Here is a 20,256-nt window from a genome sequence, read left to right on the forward strand (position 1 = left end):
TTTATGATTTGCATGCCGTTGAATTTGTAACAAAACTGTTATATATGATTCCAAGTACCGGCCCTCATCGAGGGGCTATTTTTCATCGTTTAGGAATCGTTAAAACATACTCAGGGAATCGAATGTCGACTGTTTGTCCATTGATCGTATTTCCATTAGGATCGTTTGTTCGTCGTAACATCGGAAAGACTCTTTTCCCTGCAAATTTACGGATATCTAGTGTGCCATCTAAACCAAATCGCAAACCACTAGGTAATCCATAGGCTGCATTCACATCATTTCTAATAATACCTGCTGATCGACAACGTCCAATTTCGACATTTGGATTGTCGGCATCCATCCAGAAGATATATCCTTGATTTAAATAAGCTGCACCATTTTGCGGAACCAACCAAGCACCGATTCGAAAAATACCAAGAGATAGCTCATTAAACACTTCTAACTTACCTACATAATTACCAACAGTTTTTGGTGGGCTCGCTAAAATAATTTGATCATGTGTCTGTGGTGTCGCTTGAATACTACCACTTCCGCTTGTATTATAGCCAAGAACACTCATCACCGCACGAATTGCTTGATCCATATTCTGGTCTAATCGTCGCATGTCATTTGCATTATCGATAAAGCACCATTCGATCAATAATACATTGACGCCCGGATTAGTGTTACGGTGTACGAAGAACGTTGTGGTAGGCTTTGCTCCACGATTCGGAATTCCCAACGTATCCGCAATCACTTTTGATACAGCTGCCGCTAAAATACGCATCTGTTCGTTACCAGCCCAATAAAAAACCTCAACACCAGTTGCCTGACCATTAAAGGCATTCAAGTGACTCGTGATTGCTACGCCTGATCCCGCCGCATTCATAACCGTGACTTGGTTCTGCAAGTTTTGGTTAACAGTTGCGCCAACGTTATCTGTAGAATCGCGCACACTTGCAATTGCTTGCATCTTTTGGGTGATTGTTCGTACAACATCTGCTTCACGTCGCCCGTTTCCTACTGCACCTGGATCCATCCAGTTGGAGCCATTTTTTCTTCCTCCGTGTCCGGCACCGTTTGATCTGATCGTCATTTTACTTCACCTCTTCCTACGTAATACCAGTCCAGCATCTGTTGATCCGGATCATCTGTTTTGGGTCGTTGCTTCTGCTCAAAATCAAATGCTTCCATTTTGCCAGTTTCTGTAAATTCAGCTGCCACGGTCACGGTCGTTCCTTCGATATTGTTAAGAGTGTGTGCGGCATCCTCGATCGTGTTCTCGTCATTTTGAAACTCCGGTTTGACTACTTTGTTGTAGTCTTCTAAAAATTTTTCTTTGTTTCTCATCGTATTTACCTCCTAAATATTTAATAGAAAAAGATCAGCCTTTCGACTGATCCTGTTCTTTATAAATTAAGTTTTCTGTACCTTCTTGGCCATCACCATAATCCGGTGGATCAACGTCTGGTTTAACCATGCTGTTTCCTAAATCAAATAATCCGCCAGCGGCTAATCCTGATACAGCCCCAGCCCATGCGTAGATTGCTAAATCTTGTGGTGCTAGGGTCATTGCATAAAGCACCCCTAACAAAATACCCGCAATCACATTGATCACGGGTAAGAGTTTGTACTCCTTCATTTGTGTTTTAATTAACCCTGTGACACCAACGACTAGTGGTGTAATAATACTTGAAGCAGCTAAGATTTCTGTCATGTTATTTTCTCCCCTTTCCAATTTGCTTAAAAATAGATCTGATTTGTTCTTCAATAATTGAAAGCCGATTGCCATAGTCAATCTGACTTTTTTCTACGCGGATGATCGTCTTTTCTAACTTTCCTAACGTGTGATCAAGTTTCGTGAACATCGCATAAAATTTCGCCACACCCACCATTAATGATCCACCGAGTGTAAGAATCGCGATCCACTCCCCGATTGTAATTCCCTCCATAAGTAACCTCCTTTATATCAAACTTCTCGAATTTCCCGTAAAACAGCCTTTAATCCTTCAGAACTCACATTCCCACCATGTCCCCAAATTGAATTAGAAGAATAATCCACTTGAATTCTCTTATTGATCCAGTTACTACTAGAATTTAATACTTGACTCACATGTAAACCTGCTCGTTTAGGTAAAAATTGTGTCGTAAAATCATAATTCCATGCTGAACCGTTAGCGTAAGGTGCCCAGATCAGTAATAGTCCTGAATTAAGATCCTCGAATTTTTTAGAAAGTCTTATGATGTGACTCGTATTCATAGTCAATATTCCTGTCCAAAGGGGAAGACTTTCAATGAGCGAATCATTATAATTTGTTGTGTTCTTTGTAATAATGGCAGTAGTTCCTGAAGTTGTATAACTACACAACGGGAATGTAACTACCCTATCCCCTGCTAAAGTATTTCCATTAATTAAATGGTTAACTGCCTCTAAACGAACCTGATTATTTGTCCAAGAGTAATTCTCACTATCTGCTGGAAAATCATCAGTTGGAATTACCGATTCATTTAAATCAATCGTTAAACAAACATACCCACTTGAATTTGCTGGAAGAGTAATACTTTGTGCTTCTTTCACATATACCATTCTACCTTGTATAATCGCACTACCACTGGCAACTCTTACATCCAAACCACTGGAAGATAATTCTAATCCTTGTTCATAACCAGAAATCACATAACTTCTTTTTCTTGCTAAAGCATGGTACATTTTCGCATCATTTTCAGCACTGATTTTTATATTGTCAAATTGATATCCATCTATATTTCCAGCCATCAGTCCACCTCTTTAAATGTCAGTTCAGGTAATCCCATCTCAACCAAAACTTCTTTTACTTGTTCACGTATGATCTTTGGAACATCTTCAATTTTTTTCTTTTCTTTTATGATTAACGTTGCATATACAATGACCATTGTCTTATACTCCTTTTTTAAAATAAAAAAGACAATCCTACATCTCAGCCTGTTGAGATAAGATCGCTTTGACTTCTTTCTGGATTTTTTTAGGTACATCTTCAATTTTTTTAACCCCTTGTTGATTAATTCAATATATATTTTTATCAAGTTATCCTCCTCCTAGAATCAATTCATATACTTCTGTTAAAGCTAACTGAGTTTCTGTTAGTTGCTCTTCTTGTCTTTTTACATTTTTTTCTAAATGTTTATAAAGTACTTGAAGATTATCAACCTGCTCACTAAGCACACTATTCTCTAACTCTTGCCAGCGATTTTCTGTTGGAACAAAAAACTGGTTGGCTATTTCAATTTCCTCTATCGGTGGAACATCAGTAAAAGGGACCTGAATTGGGAAATCATCTGAGACTTCTAGCTCTTTTCCACCAGTACGTCCATACTGCCAAATTTTTTTCATTTCATACCTCCTCAACCTTACTATTGTTTGTGGGTGCAGGTGCAAAAACTAATGCATGACCTCGAACTGCTAGTCTCTTCACTAATGTTGTTGGCGAATCAATAAAACGGACAATCGGTTTACGAGCATCATCAAAATTGTTTGATACAGTAATATGATAAGAACCAAATCCGCCGTCTGTGTAGTCTGGTAAACAGGAGCCACCAATCCAAATATATCCGCCAAAAATATTCGGAACATCAGGATAAGTGAAGCCCGGATGACCATCATTTCCAACGCGAATTGTACTTCCTCTTGCCCAACCAATTGAATTCGAAAATTCTAATGTCTCCCACGCAAGCCACACACAGCCACCTAAATACACCGCACCATGATTTTTATATTTATCAGTCGCTACTGCTTTCGCGTACTCAACACCTATATTTACACCATTAGACTGTAAACCGCTTAAAAAGTTTTTAAATCCTGGGACCTGCTGTGGCTCATTTAGACTAACTGTTTGTAAGATTTTAGAATCCAAGTACTCTTCGGTGATATCCCAGCTATAATCATTTGGGTTACTACTATCTTTCAAACCTTCGCCAAAATATTTATATTCCAAAATATTCGGAGTGGCTATATCACCTTTTTCTATTTTTAATGATTCAATCGTTACTTGCCCCATTGTTGCTTGAGGGAATTGGTAAATTTGTAATGTGCTAGGAGAAACACTCCCATTCAAATTTACTTCTGAAGGAGTGAATGTCAGTCGCCAAGTATCTGCTAAACCTTCTACTATTTCCATGTCCCCAATATTAGAGGTACTATTCGGACCAGTCGTGTATACCCTAAATGATTGTGTACCTAGCTTGGTTCCTTTCAAAGTTAATGTATACGTTTGATTAGCAATAAATGGTTCAATCATTTCAGCAGAATATACTAAATATTGTCGACTACTTATCGGGAAAGCTTGTTCTTTATTTGCTAGATTTTCGTTCAATGGAACCTTGGAAATGTGATACGGTTCAACAAGTAGATTGGGTTGATAAGGCGTAGCAACCGATCCTTCTTCTATCTTTATGTTTCGAAGAGAGATTTTACCCTTAATTCGACTTGATGCTGTAACATCTTGTAAGACTACATACCACTGTTGAGGCAGTGTAGTCGCATAAGTGGCTATTTGCGTACCACTAATCGTGTGCCAGATATTAGTAGCTGTCGGGAGAGGTCTAACTGTAGATAACATAATATTTCCACCTGGTACGTAGGTATTAGTTAATCGAATATTAGAGGCATCTCCCTCTAAACCTTCATGTAACATAATCTCAGCGCTAATTGTGTATCTCTTTCCGTTTTTAAGAGCGGGTAAACGCATGCTTGTATTAAATTTAGTTAGTTGTGCAGATCCATCTAACGTGAAAATGATCTCGCCATCTGGTCCATCTTCAACCGTAGCTCCATTTCCCGATGTAAAATGAGCAGCTGTAATCTTTGGTAGCAAATTGGCATTCCCTGAGTAGTCGTAATTACCGAAATCAATACTGTTTGAGTACATCCGTTTTAGATTACCTAGCTCGTTGATTTGTTTGCTTGTCTCGTTGACTTTTTCATTTAAATTTAGAACTTGTTCGTTTAACTCTTTAACTACGTTCTCAATACCCTTATACTCTTGTTCCTTTTCTTCAATAAATAATCGGAAACGATTATCAAAATCCTTTAGTTTTTCATCTAGCAAAGACACATAAAGCGTTGCTTGACCTTGACTGATATCGGCATCATTTTCAACTTTTATTCGAAAGCTCTGTGTTGCATAACATTCTCCGTTTTCTCTCGTCACACGAAAGAACGCTTCCTTGAACTCACCTTGGACACTAAAATTTTCACGACTAAATTTATAGCTGATTTCACCTTCAGTAGGATCTAAAATTGTGGGCACGCCAGTTGTGAATGTGCCATTTGCATTTGTTCCATAAAAAACTATTGTACATCCATTGAGATTTATTGTTGATCCGTCTGGATCTAATAATTTAAAGGGATAATTTATAAATCGATTATCCCCAACTCGACCAATAATGGACTTTGAGAGCTTTCGTCCGTTACCGCCTAATTTAAGTTCAATAGGCTCCATTACTCCACTACCTTTCTTTTATTCATCAAAATATTCACTTAATCGACTTCGAATATTACCAAATGTTAATTGCATCTTGTTCTCAGTACTATTTACTCGCCAAGCAGTTAGAACTGATTGATAAATTGTATTTTTTATTCTTACATTCGCTAATAATCCAGTTTCAATTTCTTCAACATCAATATTTTTTGCTTGAAACATAACTTTACAATTGATTTCATGTGAATAAGCATTTCCTTTTAGTTCACTATTTGCAACTTCTAAATATGTGGGTTTATCTTCTAAATCCTGATCATATATATATACCGTATTAACAGTAGGTCTAATAATTTTATTGCTGTTTGGATTGTTAGTGACATTATTATCATTTTCTAAATAGTAGGTAGCTAAGATAATTGGATGGTCCATACTGTTAGTTGCTTTATCAACAATTAACAATGCATTCTCATTACCAACTCCTGGCTTTTTTACCCAATAATCCCAGTCACTAAATTCTGAAGAATTATCCATTATTTGAATACTTTTTTCTATTCTTTTTATACCAGTCTGTATTCTGCCTCCTGAGATTGCTTTAACATACCACTTTACGTTGTATTTCCTAAATCCATTAATCAAATAGCTATTAATCCTTCGAGAATTTAATTCAATTGCTTGATAACTATGAGCTGTATCACTTTCAACATCAATACTTAATGTTCCATTTAAATTCTTTGTACGGTCATTTAAAAGGTAGTTAGTGATGATTGATTTAGCATGAGATTCAAAGCTATTCCCACTTGTTCTATAAGTAGGGAAATAACTATCTCCAAGGCCCATCAACCCACGACAACGGATTGTTTTATTATCTTGAGAGTCGACTATCCCAAAATAAGCGTATTTTCCACTAGGTATATACTTTGCTCTTAGCCAATCACCTTTTTCAATTTTTATATCTTCTGTTAAGGTGAACTCACTGGTCAGTTCACGATTAACTTCATCAATACCAAAGTCGAACTCTCCACATATATATTCTCTAGGATAGGGAGTTAGATCCCAACGAAATAAATGAACAGATATAATCATTAAAACAGATCAGCCTCCTCATAAATCGTTATTTCTACTTCTGCAGTACCGATATGAAATACTATTATTGATTCTCCGACAGGCGCATGAACAAACCCGTTTTTAGTTATATCTTGTTGTTGATAGACCGAAGACTGTAATCCATTCTGATCTATTAATATAGCAGTCCTTTCTTGAAATAAACTAGAAACAACCAACTGATGTTCTTCTTGTAAAGTTAGAAAATAACCATCTGAGCTAATTAATTTTGAACCTTGGAATATTTCCCAACGAGGGTTTACACAATAACCAGTTATTTTTATTCTTAGCGGAGTCAGATGATTTTTTTCAGCAGATAAATAGAAGGAACGATTATTAATTCGATAGTTCCCTTTTTTCTCATGTGCATTTTGAGTATAGACATACGGCCGGACATAATTATAGACTTTTCCATGGGCATTAACATTTATATTTTTTTGATGAATTTTTGCATACTTCACTGTATACCAAGGCGATAATCGGTCAATTATAATTGATTCTTTTAAAAATCCGCCTTGTTGTATAGAAGATTTCGATAACATAGAAACTGTAATCAGTGCTCTTTTTTGGCCTGCGTCAGTAGTATAAATTAAATAAAGTGGACTAAAGGATAAAAATTCTACAAAAGAATAATATACTTGATAGGCATTTTCATTTTTACGACGTCCAAAATGAAAATAAGCTTCAAACTGATGTTGTTTCAATACGTGCTTTTCAATTCTAGAATGCCCATTTTCGCTCAAATAATCAGTTTCAAAACCTATTCCTAAACCATTTACATTAGAAGCCCTTAAAGAGTGCGTATTATCTATGAGCCAGGTATCACCATGACTGTTTTCAATTGATAGATGTTGCACTAAAATCCTCCTCTCGCCATCGTCTTACCGATTATTTTTGTCAGTCCATTAGTGTCTTCAATCATTACTATCTGTTCTTTATTTGCCAAATCTGTTAAAGCTTGTGCAATTTTGGAGGTGTATGGGGATTGCGTACTGTATGATTGATTAATAATTTGTGTACCTCTAGCTTCCATACCCATACTTGAAGCGCCTAAAGCTATTTCTGGGGTAGTGATCCTCAGTATTCCTTTTGATAAATTATCTATCGATTGATATGCTACATCTGCATACTTATCAATTCCCACAGCTACACCTTCTGGTATCCATCGACCAACTTCTGATGCCATCACTCTAGATGGACTGTTAATATCTAATGCTTGTTTCATTGTATTAGCAACCTGATTGGCAATTCTATTTGCGGTTGCCAATACAGATGCTGTACCGGCATTTAATCCAGCATTCAATCCAGCCATAGCATCTCGACCCACTCCATTTAGCTGGTTAGGTAATCCTGAAAAAGCAGATACAACCGCCGAGCTAGTTCTTGATGCAGTTGAAACAGGCTGACTTGCAGATGAATTCATTCCACTATTTAATGAACTAATTGCGTTGCGACCTGCCATTTGCATCTGATTTGGCAACTGATTGAAGGATTGTACAATCCTATTTGATATATTTCTGGAAGTTGCGACAACCCTGCTCGACTCTGCCATCATTCCAGAATTCAATCGACTCATAATATCTCGACCGATCGATTGAAATTCACTTGGCGTATTAGTAAAGGTCCGTATCAAGTTGCTATTCAAAGCTTTCACAGTAGCTAATTGTACTTGCGATCCACTTTGGAAACTCATATTCATAGAATTCATACTATTGGAAGCTACCATAGGAAGCGCACTCAACGCGTTAGCTACATTAGGAACAACTTGATTAAAACTTACTGTCATATTTTTGATACCAATGTCAGTTTGTTTTACCATTTGGTCAACCAACTTATTTACTTCCGCAACAACCATTGGACTAGTGGCTGCGATTCCCGTTGCAAGACCTTCTCCCACTGCTTGTCCGTACTCAGCATAGTTACCTTGGTTCATATGGCTAGATAGTTCATTATTTGGAGTGTCTGCGACAGCTTTAGCACTTTGTTGCACAGCTTCTTGACTGCTATCAATCCCTTGTGCTACACCTCGACCTACCTCTGTTCCACTTTCCTTAGTTTTTTCTGTAGTCATCTCAGCTTGAATAGTATTTTCTGGTATCATTCCTATAGCTTTGGCTGCTAACTCAACATCGGCATTAGATTGATTAATTCCTTCACTTAATCCTTTACCTGTTTCTTGACCAGTCGGAATATAACGATTTGCTTGTATGGTTTCCTGAAACATTGTTTCTGGAGTTTGTGCTACTTCTTTAGAAGCTTCTTCTACTGAAGTAATATTATCTAAAATTCCTTGCCCCAATTTTGTTGGTGGTGCTGCACCCATTGAGGCGTAGTCTGTTTGTTCTAGTTGAGGGCCCATAACTCTCTCTGGCGTTTGAGCAACTTCCTTTGCTGCTTCCTCTACTTTGGCGGTTGCCTCTACCATCCCATCCCCAATTTCTTCGACAGGTTGACGTCCCCACTGTGCAAAGTCTCGCCCCTCTGTTCCTCTCCGTAAAGATGCCTCACTTTTTTCTGGAATTAATCCAAATTTTTCAGCAACAGTTTCCGTTTCTTCACCAACGATATTCCCCATACTCGCCATCGCTTGCTTCATCGTTGCATCCGCAGTCCCATTTAAATCACTAATGTGCTGTTGTGCTGTTTCTGGTAATTTACCTAATTCAAGATCTAAATTTTCAACAAACCACGCCGATTGTTCAGCTGACATTTTTGGTAGGTCCTCCATATGAAGACCCATTTGTTCCAGCAGGCTTTTTGTATGTTCTCCACCTAACTCCGCTAATGAACCAAGATTCAGCCCCATCTCATCCACCATTTGCTGTGTTTGAAGCGCACCCGCCGGGCCTAGTTTTTCAAGTTGCATAATAATGCCATCATCTACACCGGCCTTCGCCAAAATGGCAACATTGGTCGACCACGTTCTCATAGCTTCAGCATTTTTTTGTAGATTTTCCTTCATTTGATCTAAGCTGATTGCTTCTTGTTGTTCAATCTGCTTAAAAGCATTCCCTGATTCTTCTACCAGCTTTTTGTACATGCTATTCATTGATTCCAAGGCAGCTTGTTGTGCATCAGATAGAACATTCCATGAAGTAATCATCTGAGAATTAGCTTCTGAGACGGTCTCTGCGACTGCTCGTCTTTTCTCTTGCTCCTCCGTGTACAATTGATTTCGTTCGGATTGATTTTCAACAAGTAAACCTTGAAGTTCATCTTCCTTCTGGGACAGTCCTTCCAGTGATTCTTTGACTTTTTTCTTTCCATCCACGCCAGATTCTGAGGCTTCTTGCTCCAATCTCATACGTTCTTTGGCTACTTCAGTTAATGAGGATTCAATGTCTGCAGCTTCTTGATTCAACGTCTTTTGTCGTTCGGTTAGCCGATTGACTTCTTCCATTCCTTTAGAAGCTTCAATCCGTTTGTTTATTTCTTCTGTGGTTGCATTAAGCAAGCCTGTTTCTTCGTCGTAAGAGAGATTTAGACCAGTCACTGAATTATTCAGTTCATCAACTGTATCAGCCATCAATTTTTTATCCGCAGCCGATTTATCTTCAATTGCTGAAAGCCTTTGTAATTCAGCTGCTAGATCCTTGTTTCTTTCTGTATTCGACTCGATCACTTTAGCTTGTGACTCAAATTCTTTTGCACTGGACTGGGTTGACTTTCCGACATTATCTAGATCGTCTTTTAATCCATCTAATTCACTAGCTAATTCTTTGGTCTTTTTACGTGTATCTAAAAAATTTTTTCCCATTATGGCTGCAGCTACACCAGCTGCTCCTAAAACAGCTGCTGTACCCGCGACTACTGGATTCAATAGAATGCTAGCTGCTGCCAGTGCCTTCTTCGCTGCTGCAGAAGCACCAGCAGCAATCGCATAGGTTTTTTGGGCGGCTGCTGCACCTTTTAGTGAAGCTGCATTGGAAATGTTTGCTGCAACAACCGCTTTAGTGGTGGTGGCGTTCTGTAAGTTGAGACTGATTCCTAGTTTTGTAGCAACTGCATCAACTTTTTTAGCCATCGTCGCACCAGAAGTTGCACCGGTCAGGTATTTCAACATCTGAACATAAGATGCTGTAGCAACTGCTGCTTTCTGTACAATAAGTAGTCCACCAAATGCAGTTCCTAATCCGATAATCACGGGTGAAGCTGTCACAGCTGCGTCCTTCACAGCAATAACCCCACCGGTCATCGTATCAACAGCCGAAACAACAGGAGGGATTACACCAGCAATCCCATTTAGCGCACCTTCAAATGTTTTACCAAATCCTTGGATGTTTTCTTTCATCGAGCCAAAACGTGTTTCTGAGAATGCCTCGTCCATAGATGCGATAATATTTGCTGTTCCTCGGCTTGTTGCAGTAGCCATATTGGCAAACGACCCTGCCCAAGTATCCCCAGCTTGTTGAGCCATCCCAGAAACCGATGTGAATTCATTCCCACCATCACGCATCGCCTGTTCAACCGTATCAAAAAACTGATTGGCACTAATTTCACCATCACGCAACGCATCACGAATACTCTGCATACTCATGCCAGTTGCATCTTCATAGATTTTCCAAGGATCAACACCACGACGGACCATTCGATCCATTTGAGCCATATTTACGGTACTGGTGGCTCTCATTTGGATCATGGCATCCATTACGTTATCCATTGTCTCCGCTGCACCGTCACCATACATAGCCACAGCGTCACCCCAGATTTGATAACTTTTTGTCGATTGTTCCAGTGAGCCGTTTTGCATCACTAAACGTTGAACGGTCTGAGCCGCACTATCCAGCATGTAGTTTGTACCAACAACGACATCTCGAACGCCTTCCATCCCTGCAGCCGCTTCTTCTGAACTGCCAGTTAATCGAGTCATCGTATTTTCAAAGTTATTCAAAGTATCAATACGACCAAATGCACCATCTAATGAACCTTTAGCCATCGATAGTGCTGTAGTTGCTCCTTTTGTGATCAACATCGCTGCACTTAGTTTGCCCACAGAGCCTGTTAACAAATTGGCTTTTGGCTCTGGTTGAGAAAAGGAGGTACTCATTTTAGCACCAGACTTTTCTGCTTCATCACCCAATGACGTAAGATCCTTTTTCATCGCATCAACCGCATCACTGACAGTCTTTGCTCCGTCTTTGGAACCAGCTTCTAAACTAGTCGCAATGCTCTTTCCTGCCTTAGTTGCTGATAATTCAACAGGAGGAACCATCTGCGCAGAGGACTTTTCTATAGATCCAAGAGCGCTAGCTGCTTGCTTGGAACCTGCTTCAAACGAATTACCGATGCTTCTACCTGCCTTAGGTGACGTCGCTTCAATACTGGCTAACATGTTACTGCTTGATTTCCCGATACCATCTAAAGCGCTAGTCGCCTCCTTGGCACCAGATTGAAAGGAGCCACCAAGCTCTTTACCAATTTTAGGTGCAGAAGATTCCACAGAAGAAACCAAGCTTGTGACTGATTTAACGACACTGTCATTGGCCTGATTGGCATTTTTGGCACCAGAATCAAAGGATTCACCCATGATACGTCCTGACTTAGCTAGTTCAGTGCTCGTCGTGGCGGTTAGATCCGTCACTCCTTTAGCCACGCTATCTGTTGCGTTATTAGCGGCCTTAGATCCCACTTCGAAGTTTTCGCTTAATGATTTCCCAGCTTTGACAGTAGCCGTATCAGTCGATCTTCCCAAATCAGTCATCGACTGTTCAACTGAATCCACTGCTTGATTAGCAACTTTCGCTCCTGTCTCAGTATTGGCACCCATATTATTACCAATTTTTTTTGTAATATCATCAGCATTTTTTCCTAACTGTCCAAAGTTTTTTTCAATTGAACTTATTACATTAGGAACCTGCTTGGCGTCGACATCAATCAGAATACTTATTTTGCCATCTTTAGTCATTATCTTCCTCCTCTCTATCAGTATTTAAGGCATAGTATCTTTGTAAATCTGTCATATCTTGCTTATATTCTTCTGAATCATTATTTCCTGGTTTCCAAGCTCGAATCTGCATAATTCGTTTAAGTGGGGTGTCTGAAGGCAGATTATGTAAAAGAGCTCTAAATTTGGACCAAGTCAGTATTCCCTGTTTATCAATTAAATCGATGTTATATGCTTGAATAAAAGAAGCGTAAATAGTCTCTGCATCCGCTGATATATCTATTAATTGTTCGTGCTCTTCCACAGAAAGTGGCTCTCCGTAAAAACTATATTTAATGAACGGTGGAACTTCCTTATGGATAAATTGGTCGTAAATAAATACCCATAGACTAAGTGCATCCTCAGATTGATAGCAACCTTCACCAATTAATAAGTCTAGACATAGACAAGCTTTCTCATAATCAGTGAATATTGCCTCGTTTAACACATCAAAAGCATCTAATACAATATCAAATGACAAATTAATCAAATACTCACGTTCTTTATAAAAAAAGGAAGTGACTTCTGGGTCATTTAACCTCATGTCACCACCTACTTTTTATTTGCTACTTTTTGCTTTTTCTTATTCTGAAACTCCTTGGTTAGCTTTTCTGCTGCAATCTCTCTATCCTTTTGTCTTTTTTTTGCTTGTTGTTCGACTTTTTTAGCAATAGCTTTGATAGTTGGTTCATAAGCACGTTCAAGTGCATCAAAATCTGGTACACATTCATATAATTTTTCAAATGTTCCTTTACCAAAGAAAAAATCATATTGATATTCAAGAGTCCCTTTAGCATGTTCTATGACTGTTTCAACATTAGTTTCGTGGATAGAATCTTCTTTAAGTTTTTGTTCGTATATGTCGAATTCCTCATAGTTTTCTTCTACAATAATTCGTTTTAAATTTTCCAATGAGCTATCAAACCAGATTTCAACACGCTCACCAGTAATTGGATTTGTAAATCCTACTGGAAAGCCAGAGAGTTCAATATCGATATCAAGTGTTTGTTTCATAATTACCTCCATATAAAAAAGAGAAGGCTATAAAGCCTCCCCCAATATTTTAGTTAGTTCATCTTTCTTAGTGTTTGACGGGTATTCTATATTTTTACTATCAAGTGTTTGTTTTAATTCTGGAATAGTTAGCCCAGTAGCTTTCAGTTCCTCTGGCTCTTGGCTGTCTGCTTTGAATAAGGTTCCCATTTAGGTGTAGTATCATATAGAACAGTAAATTCAATATTACCAAATTCAGTAGCCCCTCCAGTTTTCGTTTGAGGACTTGATAAAGTTGCAATTCCTTCCCTTTTCTTTTTGGGATTATCTCGATCATCTGTTACTCGAAAACCAATTTTCCGATCATCTCCAAATAAACCAATCATTTCATCAATTAATTCGGATGCTTCATCACCCTCAAAGTATTCACCCGTAAAACTATAGCCTAGTCGATGAGAGGTGATCGTTTGTTCTGGTTCTCCCGACCCATCAAAGAAACCGTCTCCATCATCAACTTCTTCTTGTGAGGCATCAGAGACACTCTTGATTTTTTTTAAGCGAACCCAACCATCTTCAGTAATTTTTCCATCTTTCAATTTTTGAATTTCAAATCCAATTAGCGCAATTTTTTTTCGTTTCATAATATTCCTCCTATTTATCAAAATATAATGTTGCTTTGATTGCTAATCGATAATACAGAAATTTTTTGTCGTCATAACCTGTAAAAAAAGGTTCATCTACAATAGTTATTCCAACAAATTGATAACTATTGTTACTAGATGGAATATCTTCTTGTTCTTCTAGTAACTCACCTAGTTCAATCATTATCCGATCTGCATTTTCACATTTTGTTTTATAGACAAATTCATAATTTAGTTCTTTTTGTTTTGATCCATCCATAAAAGTTTCGACCGTTTTACCTCCAGGTAATGCGGTTAGACGCATCGACTCGTCTTTATCTAAAGAGTGAATACGGACTGGTACTGGTACTTGGTTCGATACTTCTAGCAACTGATCAATAAAATCCATTACCAATTCGCTCCCCTCTTGAATGCTTCTAACCAACTAGACATAAATATAGATTTTGCTTCTTTATCCCAATATGGGCCAGTTCCCGGTGTAGTATAATTAGAAAATATTACCTGTGTTCCAAACTTATTTGTAAACCCTCCGTGATAATGAGCCAAAGCATATCGAGCATTCCAAGTAATCTTTTCTCCATTACTTTCAACAAAAGACATATCTCTCAAGTGTTGGCTCCTCATAGGAACAAATCTTTCATTCATATCTAAATGAGCTTTATTTGCCATTTCGTGCCGTCCATTTTGTATAGATGAATGACTTAATTTTATTTTTGCTCGACTTAAATCAATTCTTACAGATGCTCCCATTAAACCACCTCCAATTCATAAGCGAATGGTTCAGGAGAATCAGCAAGCAACGGAACGATTTTTGTGATTGTGTATTGTTCGCCAAAGATTTCAATTTGATCTGCAACTGAAAACTCCGGTAATGGTCCAGTGTATTTTTTCACCATAGAAATCAATGCATTTGGCGTTTGTACTTTCCCATCAATATCCCTTGGCTCAAATTTGACTGTGTCGTCAAAGCGGACATGCTCAATGGCTAAATCATCCTCAAAAATCGGCTCACCTCGTGGACCCATTCCGTTTTTCTTGCGATAGATCATCGCATGAGGGAAAAAACGTTTAGGTGGCATTCGCATTCTCATCGACTCACCCCACGATATAACAGCCCTGTGCCAGATAACTGCAGCATAGCGTCCCCAGAAAGCAGGGATACTTCGTTTGTCGATGACGAAACACCTTTGCTTTTAGAAACACTCATCCGTCCGATGGACCAACTGTCAGGCTCTTGCATGCCAAACGTGGTAGTGGCATCTACTTCATGCATGTACTCGATTTGATAGGCAATAGCCAACTTAAAGGCATTGCGCCGCATCGGAATATCTGACTCGAGATCATTCCGCTGATAAAAACGTCTCGTTTGGATGTCCAACAATGCACTGGCTTTTCTCAGAAGCTTCCGGAAATCTTTTTCGGTCAGTTCCGTGTCACGATCCACGAGTCGCTTGTACTCTTTAAGAGACAGGTAGCCACATGGCTCGATGCTCTCCTGATCGTCAAAGCTTTCGTTCAACGGCTTACGTCTTATTCGTTCCATGGTTTTTCACCTCCATGAAAAAAGAGAGTGGTTATTCACTCTCTTTTAACAGCTCAATTAATTCTGGTTTCTTGGCAGTAGATGGATACTCAAAGCCAAGACGATCTAACTCAGCTCTAAGCTCATCAACTTTCATGTCATCGATGACAAATGATTTACCTTCTACCCCAGACTTCCCCGGTTCTTCCGGGGTCATGCTTTTGGGTCATCATAAGAGATATAGATTGCTGGACGTGCTTTCTTAAGTACCAAGCAATCGTAATAATCCAACCCTTTGATGGTGTCACGGTAACCGCCACGATCCTGGTCAGCAGGGACCAAATCAATCGTATTGTACTTCTCGATTGGCTTAGCAACGGTAATAGGCGTCATAATGAAATTAATATGCTTGTCTTCATCGACCTGCAACCGATTTTTAGCAACCTTTTGGATGATGATGTTCGTGCCATCAAGCATCTCGACACGACGATCGATACCGTTAAATTGAACAGTGTTGGTGGTAAAAGTTTTAGAAACGCCATCTGCATTCTTCAATGCTTTGTAGGCATCACTAGACATAAATGCCACAAACTGACCAATGACTTCTGTGTCAGTCATGTACGCTTCAGCATCGTCGAAGCTATCTAAAATATTAGATTTAGTGATTGTTTGTTTGACCGTTTTTCCTTTGTAAATCTTATCAGAAGTATCAAATCCAGCTTCAAGCAAACGAGCAACAGCGGTTTGATCTTTCTCAGGAATCGTAACCAATCGAGTGTGCTCTTCAATGACAGCACCTACTTGATAGGCTGCATTTTCCGATTGATCTAAGCGATCCATGTCGTAGCCCATCCAACGTTCCTTTTCCAATTTTAAAGTTGACTTCTCAACTGATATATTGTTCCGTTCATTTTCTTTATTTCGCTTATAATCGGCAGCAGTAAATCCTTGCATTTCATTTACACGAACTTCATGAGTCCCCACAAAATCAGCTTCTGTAATATCTTTTGCGCCTTGTGTCAATACTTCCCATACTTGCGACTCAGCTGCAAATTCCTTGTCGATTTTCGCTAAATCCTTACTGTCTAAAATTACTGGCATTTAAACCACTCTCCTAATTATTTTTTGTTCTTGCAATATTCTCTGCTAGATTATCTTTCCAGCTTTTTTCTTTAGGTGGCTCACCACCACCTGTATTACCAGCAGCCACAAACTGCTTTTTCTTTGGCTGTGGTGCAGGATCGCTTGATTGAAACAAATAGCCTTCATCTTTTTTCAGTGAGGCTACTTTATCATCTAATCCCTTGACTCCTTCGTCAGTCATTTCCAATTCATCTGCCTTCAACAAAGCTTTCACAGCTGTAATGTTCTTAGCTCCAGCTTGTGTTAAAGCTAATTCGATCGCAGCGTTCTTACGATCTGCTAGTCTTTCAGCGGTTACGGTTTCTAACTGATTTTTATAGTCATCAATTTGTTTTTGCAGATCTTCATTTCCACTGTTTGATGCTTTCAACTGCTCAACAAGCGCATTTGCGGCGGTTAAATCTTCGTTTGCAGTTTTTAGCTTTTGAGACTTATCGTTAAAATCAGCTTTAGGCACAGCATTTTTCGGAAATTCTGATTTTATTTCTTTTGTCGCTCCGTCTAGATCAAACTTCCCATCCTCTCCGACGTGTTTTGATAAAATTTCTTTGATCCATTCCATGATTCATTCTCCGTTCCTTTTTATTCTGGTTGGTACCAGTTTAGAGTGTGAGTTATACCGCTCACTCGGTAGATGAACAGTTTAATGTCATATTCAGGACAAAATAAAAGCCTAGCAAGCTAGACTAAACAAACCAAAATCCTCAAACTTCAAAGCAAGACCAATTTCATAAAATGTTAGTAAGATTTCAGATAAGCTCAATTTGCTTTAATCCTCCACCATACTTTCTCCTTCTATGAATACACTTGCTCTTTCGAATAATCCCGACGTAACAATTGATCATGCTCATTGATAAAAGTACGCAGTGCTGCTTGACGTCGTCTGACCAGTTGTTTGAAGTGCAGAACATCTTCTTTGTTGTCCATTGTCGTTGCTCCGTTCAACTGCCGCTTGGCACGACGAATAGCGACTTCCATGCGTCGTTGCTTGGCAACCAAGTCTGCATTGTCAATCGCTTGCTTTGGATCATACTGCTTCATGTGAATATCAAGATCCGGATCATAGATTTGGATGTACAATCGATGTCGACAATTAATACCTTGGGTTCCGTCAGGCTCACCGTATCCATGATCATAGATCGATGGAATGTGCCGTAATTCTTCCGGCGCATCCTCTTTACGGACAAGCAATACCCATCCACCTTGAATATGGGCACAGTGTGGTCGTGCAGCCACATGGCTACTCATTAAAGCAGTGACGATGCCATGCTCTAAGCCTCGCTTAAGTCGCAGATCTTGATAAACACGGTGAGTGGTTGCTTTTAAAACCATCCGAACGTACCGCTCAAGGCTCCATTCACGCCCTGCCTTGTCGACAAAGGTCGTCATCACCCCTTTTTCCACCATCGCATAGATCGACTCTCTAAGCGCCTGTTGTGGCGTTTTAGTGCCGCCAATGATTTTGGCTACAGTATCGTTTAAAACTTGTTGATACATCTTAGCCAGTGGATTATTCGGATAATTAGTGTCGATCAGCGTTTGATTGACATGATTGTCGAGCTCTCGCCATTGCTGATTGAAATATGACTCCATCACATTGTCGATCTCCGTTCGTGGTGGCGATTCTTTTCCGGTTTGCTTAGCCAAATTCTTGTCGAGATCTGAAACGACCTCAAATCCCATATCCACGATGATTTTACGTAACTGATCATAAGAATAATGACTTGTTTCATTGACCACTTGCTGCAAAGATTGTTGATTCAACAAATTTAATTGCTGCATCTTTTCAAGCTTCCATCGAAGCACATTATCTTCTGTGAGCGGTGTTCTCGTTGGCTTGTTTAACTGGCGGACAAGCATCCTCATGATCTCATCTTCCATCGCCATATAAGCATCTTGAATGTAAGAAGCCTCAATATCTAGCTGGTTGGGTGTAATGGCCATTCAATCACTCCTCGAAGTCTTCGTATCCAGAATCTCGTATTTTACCAGTAGTCTCATCAACTATATCTAATTGCGCTTGTCGGTAAAGATCTTTTGCCTTACTTTCAGGCAACTTCATTATTTTGGCTAAAGTTAACCATCCGGGAATCAGCCCATCATTTTTCAGTTCACGATAATAATCAGATTCTGACTTTTTATCTAAGAAGATGCCATCATCAAAGTTCACACCGATCTCTTCACGATTTGGAGATTCACCACTAAATAGTGGTTTCCCATCAACTTCTGTGGCCCGCCCTAACTCACACAACGCTAGTACAACATCCCGAATGAATTCCTCTAATTCGGTTGTTTGTTGGTTCCTTGATTGATACGTTTGCGAGTTCTCGCTGATTACCTCAGTTGCCGTCTTATTCGTCGTACGTACCCCGGCACCATCGAAAACGAACGTACCAGTCGACAGCCCCACTTCCATTTCTAGAAGTCGCAAGCGATGATTAATTGCTCCGATGTATTGTTCTGTTCGAATATCATGAGTTAAATCAGTAATTTTAAATTCATCAGGGTCCGTACCAGGAACAATGACATAGAAGTCATCATCTTTATCAAAGGTTAATTTCGTTTCGCCTGTTCCCTTGTCAGGAATTCCACTTAGCATAGATTCAGGAAAGGCCGCTCTTCTCTTTCCTACGTCAATTTCATGATCGAACGCATCAAGTGCTTTGTTTAATCGATCAAGTGTTCGTTTACAGTTATCGTACACACCAACACCAAGTGGTGAGTATGGGTTGATATTGTTAAAACCTGCTGTCTTAAAATAAGAGAAGATTGGACGTTCAATTTCTTCACCATGAACAGCCGCCTCAAACTCTTCGTACTGCTTTAATGTGTTTAAAGATACTTGCATCCCCAACACATTAGATTTTTCACTTTCGTATAGTTCCATAGAGACCCAATACTCACCATCGATCCACTCATGGAATTCTAACAAGGTATAATAGAACGTTTTGTTCCCTTGGGTTTTGATCGTTTTAAATGCCATTGCACACTGACTGATCTTATTTGTACTACTTTCCAATGGAAAGAAAGCATCCGGGAGCGCCCATGAAAATTCCACTTGTCCTGATTGATCATTGAAATAAGGTCGCACAACTAAGCCACCAAGAGCCATTGCTGGTTCAAGATACTTACTGAGATTACGCTTGAAGTCATTATGTTGAAACACAGACTCTATCCAAGCGCTAGCTTCATCATATTTTTTTGATTTATCGTCTTTTCCGATCGTGATTTCTGCCTGTTCATTGAACATTACCTTCGCATATTCAGAAGCAACCTTGCGGGCCATATTGATATTCGCCTTTGCCCTCTGATCAGAATTACAATGGGTGTACCCTTGATAATAGAGCAAGCTGTTTTGAATACGATCATATTCTTCACGACTCATTTGAATCTTTGGATGATCTAAAATACTTTGTAACTCTTTTTTCGCTCCTATCGCAACCGCCCCCTTTCCAAAAACTCTTTTTATTGCTTGCCAAAATGACACCTGATCACCTC

The 20,256-nt window shown here is 39.2% G+C and carries 25 protein-coding genes; all 25 read right to left on the reverse strand.

What is annotated here, in order from left to right:
* Positions 1-82: 82 nt before the first annotated feature.
* The 25 genes from IGJ95_RS11255 to IGJ95_RS11375 all read right to left on the reverse strand — a co-directional run bounded on the left by IGJ95_RS11255 (position 83) and on the right by IGJ95_RS11375 (position 20,245).
* Positions 83-1,075 carry an N-acetylmuramoyl-L-alanine amidase gene (locus tag IGJ95_RS11255; protein WP_438761878.1) on the reverse strand — a complete coding sequence of 331 codons (993 nt, stop codon included), beginning with the start codon at positions 1,073-1,075 and terminating at the stop codon, positions 83-85.
* Positions 1,072-1,329 carry a hypothetical protein gene (locus tag IGJ95_RS11260; protein WP_096081701.1) on the reverse strand — a complete coding sequence of 86 codons (258 nt, stop codon included), beginning with the start codon at positions 1,327-1,329 and terminating at the stop codon, positions 1,072-1,074. The genes IGJ95_RS11255 and IGJ95_RS11260 overlap by 4 nt, the downstream gene beginning before the upstream one ends.
* Positions 1,330-1,363: 34 nt before the next feature.
* The gene (locus tag IGJ95_RS11265) at positions 1,364-1,696 is read right to left on the reverse strand and encodes a holin (protein ID WP_195514176.1); all 333 of its coding nucleotides are present in this window, start codon (positions 1,694-1,696) and stop codon (positions 1,364-1,366) included.
* A gap of 1 nt (position 1,697) precedes the next feature.
* On the reverse strand, positions 1,698-1,931 hold the full coding sequence (locus IGJ95_RS11270) for a hypothetical protein (protein ID WP_062804778.1): 234 nt from the start codon (positions 1,929-1,931) through the stop codon (positions 1,698-1,700).
* A 17-nt stretch (positions 1,932-1,948) separates the two neighbouring features.
* Entirely contained in the window at positions 1,949-2,755 is an 807-nt protein-coding gene (locus IGJ95_RS11275; RefSeq protein ID WP_438761880.1) for a hypothetical protein, read from the reverse strand.
* The gene (locus IGJ95_RS11280) at positions 2,755-2,892 is read right to left on the reverse strand and encodes a CD1375 family protein (RefSeq protein WP_010734000.1); all 138 of its coding nucleotides are present in this window, start codon (positions 2,890-2,892) and stop codon (positions 2,755-2,757) included. Before IGJ95_RS11280 ends, IGJ95_RS11275 begins: the two co-directional genes overlap by 1 nt.
* A gap of 37 nt (positions 2,893-2,929) precedes the next feature.
* Positions 2,930-3,022, reverse strand: coding sequence for a CD1375 family protein (locus IGJ95_RS11285; protein WP_418922073.1), 93 nt, complete (start codon positions 3,020-3,022; stop codon positions 2,930-2,932).
* A gap of 21 nt (positions 3,023-3,043) precedes the next feature.
* Positions 3,044-3,349 (reverse strand): hypothetical protein, encoded by a 306-nt coding sequence (locus tag IGJ95_RS11290; RefSeq protein ID WP_010733999.1) that lies wholly within the window; start codon positions 3,347-3,349, stop codon positions 3,044-3,046.
* Between the two features lies 1 nt (position 3,350).
* Entirely contained in the window at positions 3,351-5,456 is a 2,106-nt protein-coding gene (locus IGJ95_RS11295) for a BppU family phage baseplate upper protein (RefSeq protein ID WP_096081704.1), read from the reverse strand.
* An 18-nt stretch (positions 5,457-5,474) separates the two neighbouring features.
* Positions 5,475-6,518, reverse strand: a complete 1,044-nt coding sequence (locus IGJ95_RS11300; RefSeq protein WP_010733997.1) for a hypothetical protein — start codon at positions 6,516-6,518, stop codon at positions 5,475-5,477.
* Complete coding sequence (locus tag IGJ95_RS11305) at positions 6,518-7,393, reverse strand: phage distal tail protein domain-containing protein (protein WP_438761884.1); 876 nt, start codon at positions 7,391-7,393, stop codon at positions 6,518-6,520. The genes IGJ95_RS11300 and IGJ95_RS11305 overlap by 1 nt, the downstream gene beginning before the upstream one ends.
* Positions 7,393-12,441, reverse strand: coding sequence for a tape measure protein (locus tag IGJ95_RS11310; RefSeq protein ID WP_438761886.1), 5,049 nt, complete (start codon positions 12,439-12,441; stop codon positions 7,393-7,395). Before IGJ95_RS11310 ends, IGJ95_RS11305 begins: the two co-directional genes overlap by 1 nt.
* Positions 12,434-13,003: a Gp15 family bacteriophage protein gene (locus tag IGJ95_RS11315; protein WP_137072740.1), complete on the reverse strand. Its 570-nt coding sequence runs from the start codon at positions 13,001-13,003 to the stop codon at positions 12,434-12,436. Before IGJ95_RS11315 ends, IGJ95_RS11310 begins: the two co-directional genes overlap by 8 nt.
* A gap of 8 nt (positions 13,004-13,011) precedes the next feature.
* Positions 13,012-13,473 (reverse strand): hypothetical protein, encoded by a 462-nt coding sequence (locus IGJ95_RS11320; protein WP_178946488.1) that lies wholly within the window; start codon positions 13,471-13,473, stop codon positions 13,012-13,014.
* Between the two features lie 27 nt (positions 13,474-13,500).
* Positions 13,501-13,662, reverse strand: a complete 162-nt coding sequence (locus tag IGJ95_RS11325) for a HeH/LEM domain-containing protein (protein WP_438761888.1) — start codon at positions 13,660-13,662, stop codon at positions 13,501-13,503.
* The gene (locus IGJ95_RS11330; RefSeq protein WP_438761890.1) at positions 13,617-14,093 is read right to left on the reverse strand and encodes a phage tail tube protein; all 477 of its coding nucleotides are present in this window, start codon (positions 14,091-14,093) and stop codon (positions 13,617-13,619) included. Before IGJ95_RS11330 ends, IGJ95_RS11325 begins: the two co-directional genes overlap by 46 nt.
* A gap of 10 nt (positions 14,094-14,103) precedes the next feature.
* The gene (locus tag IGJ95_RS11335; protein WP_010733991.1) at positions 14,104-14,481 is read right to left on the reverse strand and encodes a minor capsid protein; all 378 of its coding nucleotides are present in this window, start codon (positions 14,479-14,481) and stop codon (positions 14,104-14,106) included.
* Positions 14,481-14,843 (reverse strand): minor capsid protein, encoded by a 363-nt coding sequence (locus tag IGJ95_RS11340; protein WP_010733990.1) that lies wholly within the window; start codon positions 14,841-14,843, stop codon positions 14,481-14,483. Before IGJ95_RS11340 ends, IGJ95_RS11335 begins: the two co-directional genes overlap by 1 nt.
* Positions 14,843-15,184, reverse strand: a complete 342-nt coding sequence (locus tag IGJ95_RS11345) for a putative minor capsid protein (protein ID WP_229078078.1) — start codon at positions 15,182-15,184, stop codon at positions 14,843-14,845. The genes IGJ95_RS11340 and IGJ95_RS11345 overlap by 1 nt, the downstream gene beginning before the upstream one ends.
* The gene (locus tag IGJ95_RS11350; RefSeq protein WP_137073000.1) at positions 15,181-15,636 is read right to left on the reverse strand and encodes a hypothetical protein; all 456 of its coding nucleotides are present in this window, start codon (positions 15,634-15,636) and stop codon (positions 15,181-15,183) included. Before IGJ95_RS11350 ends, IGJ95_RS11345 begins: the two co-directional genes overlap by 4 nt.
* Before the next feature lie 31 nt (positions 15,637-15,667).
* Positions 15,668-15,832 carry a HeH/LEM domain-containing protein gene (locus IGJ95_RS11355; protein WP_100495009.1) on the reverse strand — a complete coding sequence of 55 codons (165 nt, stop codon included), beginning with the start codon at positions 15,830-15,832 and terminating at the stop codon, positions 15,668-15,670.
* Positions 15,829-16,716 (reverse strand): hypothetical protein, encoded by an 888-nt coding sequence (locus IGJ95_RS11360; protein WP_010733986.1) that lies wholly within the window; start codon positions 16,714-16,716, stop codon positions 15,829-15,831. The genes IGJ95_RS11355 and IGJ95_RS11360 overlap by 4 nt, the downstream gene beginning before the upstream one ends.
* A gap of 13 nt (positions 16,717-16,729) precedes the next feature.
* Positions 16,730-17,320: a phage scaffolding protein gene (locus IGJ95_RS11365; RefSeq protein WP_010733985.1), complete on the reverse strand. Its 591-nt coding sequence runs from the start codon at positions 17,318-17,320 to the stop codon at positions 16,730-16,732.
* A 233-nt stretch (positions 17,321-17,553) separates the two neighbouring features.
* Entirely contained in the window at positions 17,554-18,702 is a 1,149-nt protein-coding gene (locus IGJ95_RS11370; protein WP_195514171.1) for a phage minor capsid protein, read from the reverse strand.
* Between the two features lie 4 nt (positions 18,703-18,706).
* Positions 18,707-20,245, reverse strand: coding sequence for a phage portal protein (locus IGJ95_RS11375; RefSeq protein ID WP_438761893.1), 1,539 nt, complete (start codon positions 20,243-20,245; stop codon positions 18,707-18,709).
* Positions 20,246-20,256 lie beyond the last annotated feature (11 nt).

Source organism: Enterococcus sp. AZ156, from assembly GCF_051714165.1.
GTDB lineage: Bacteria > Bacillota > Bacilli > Lactobacillales > Enterococcaceae > Enterococcus_B > Enterococcus_B pernyi.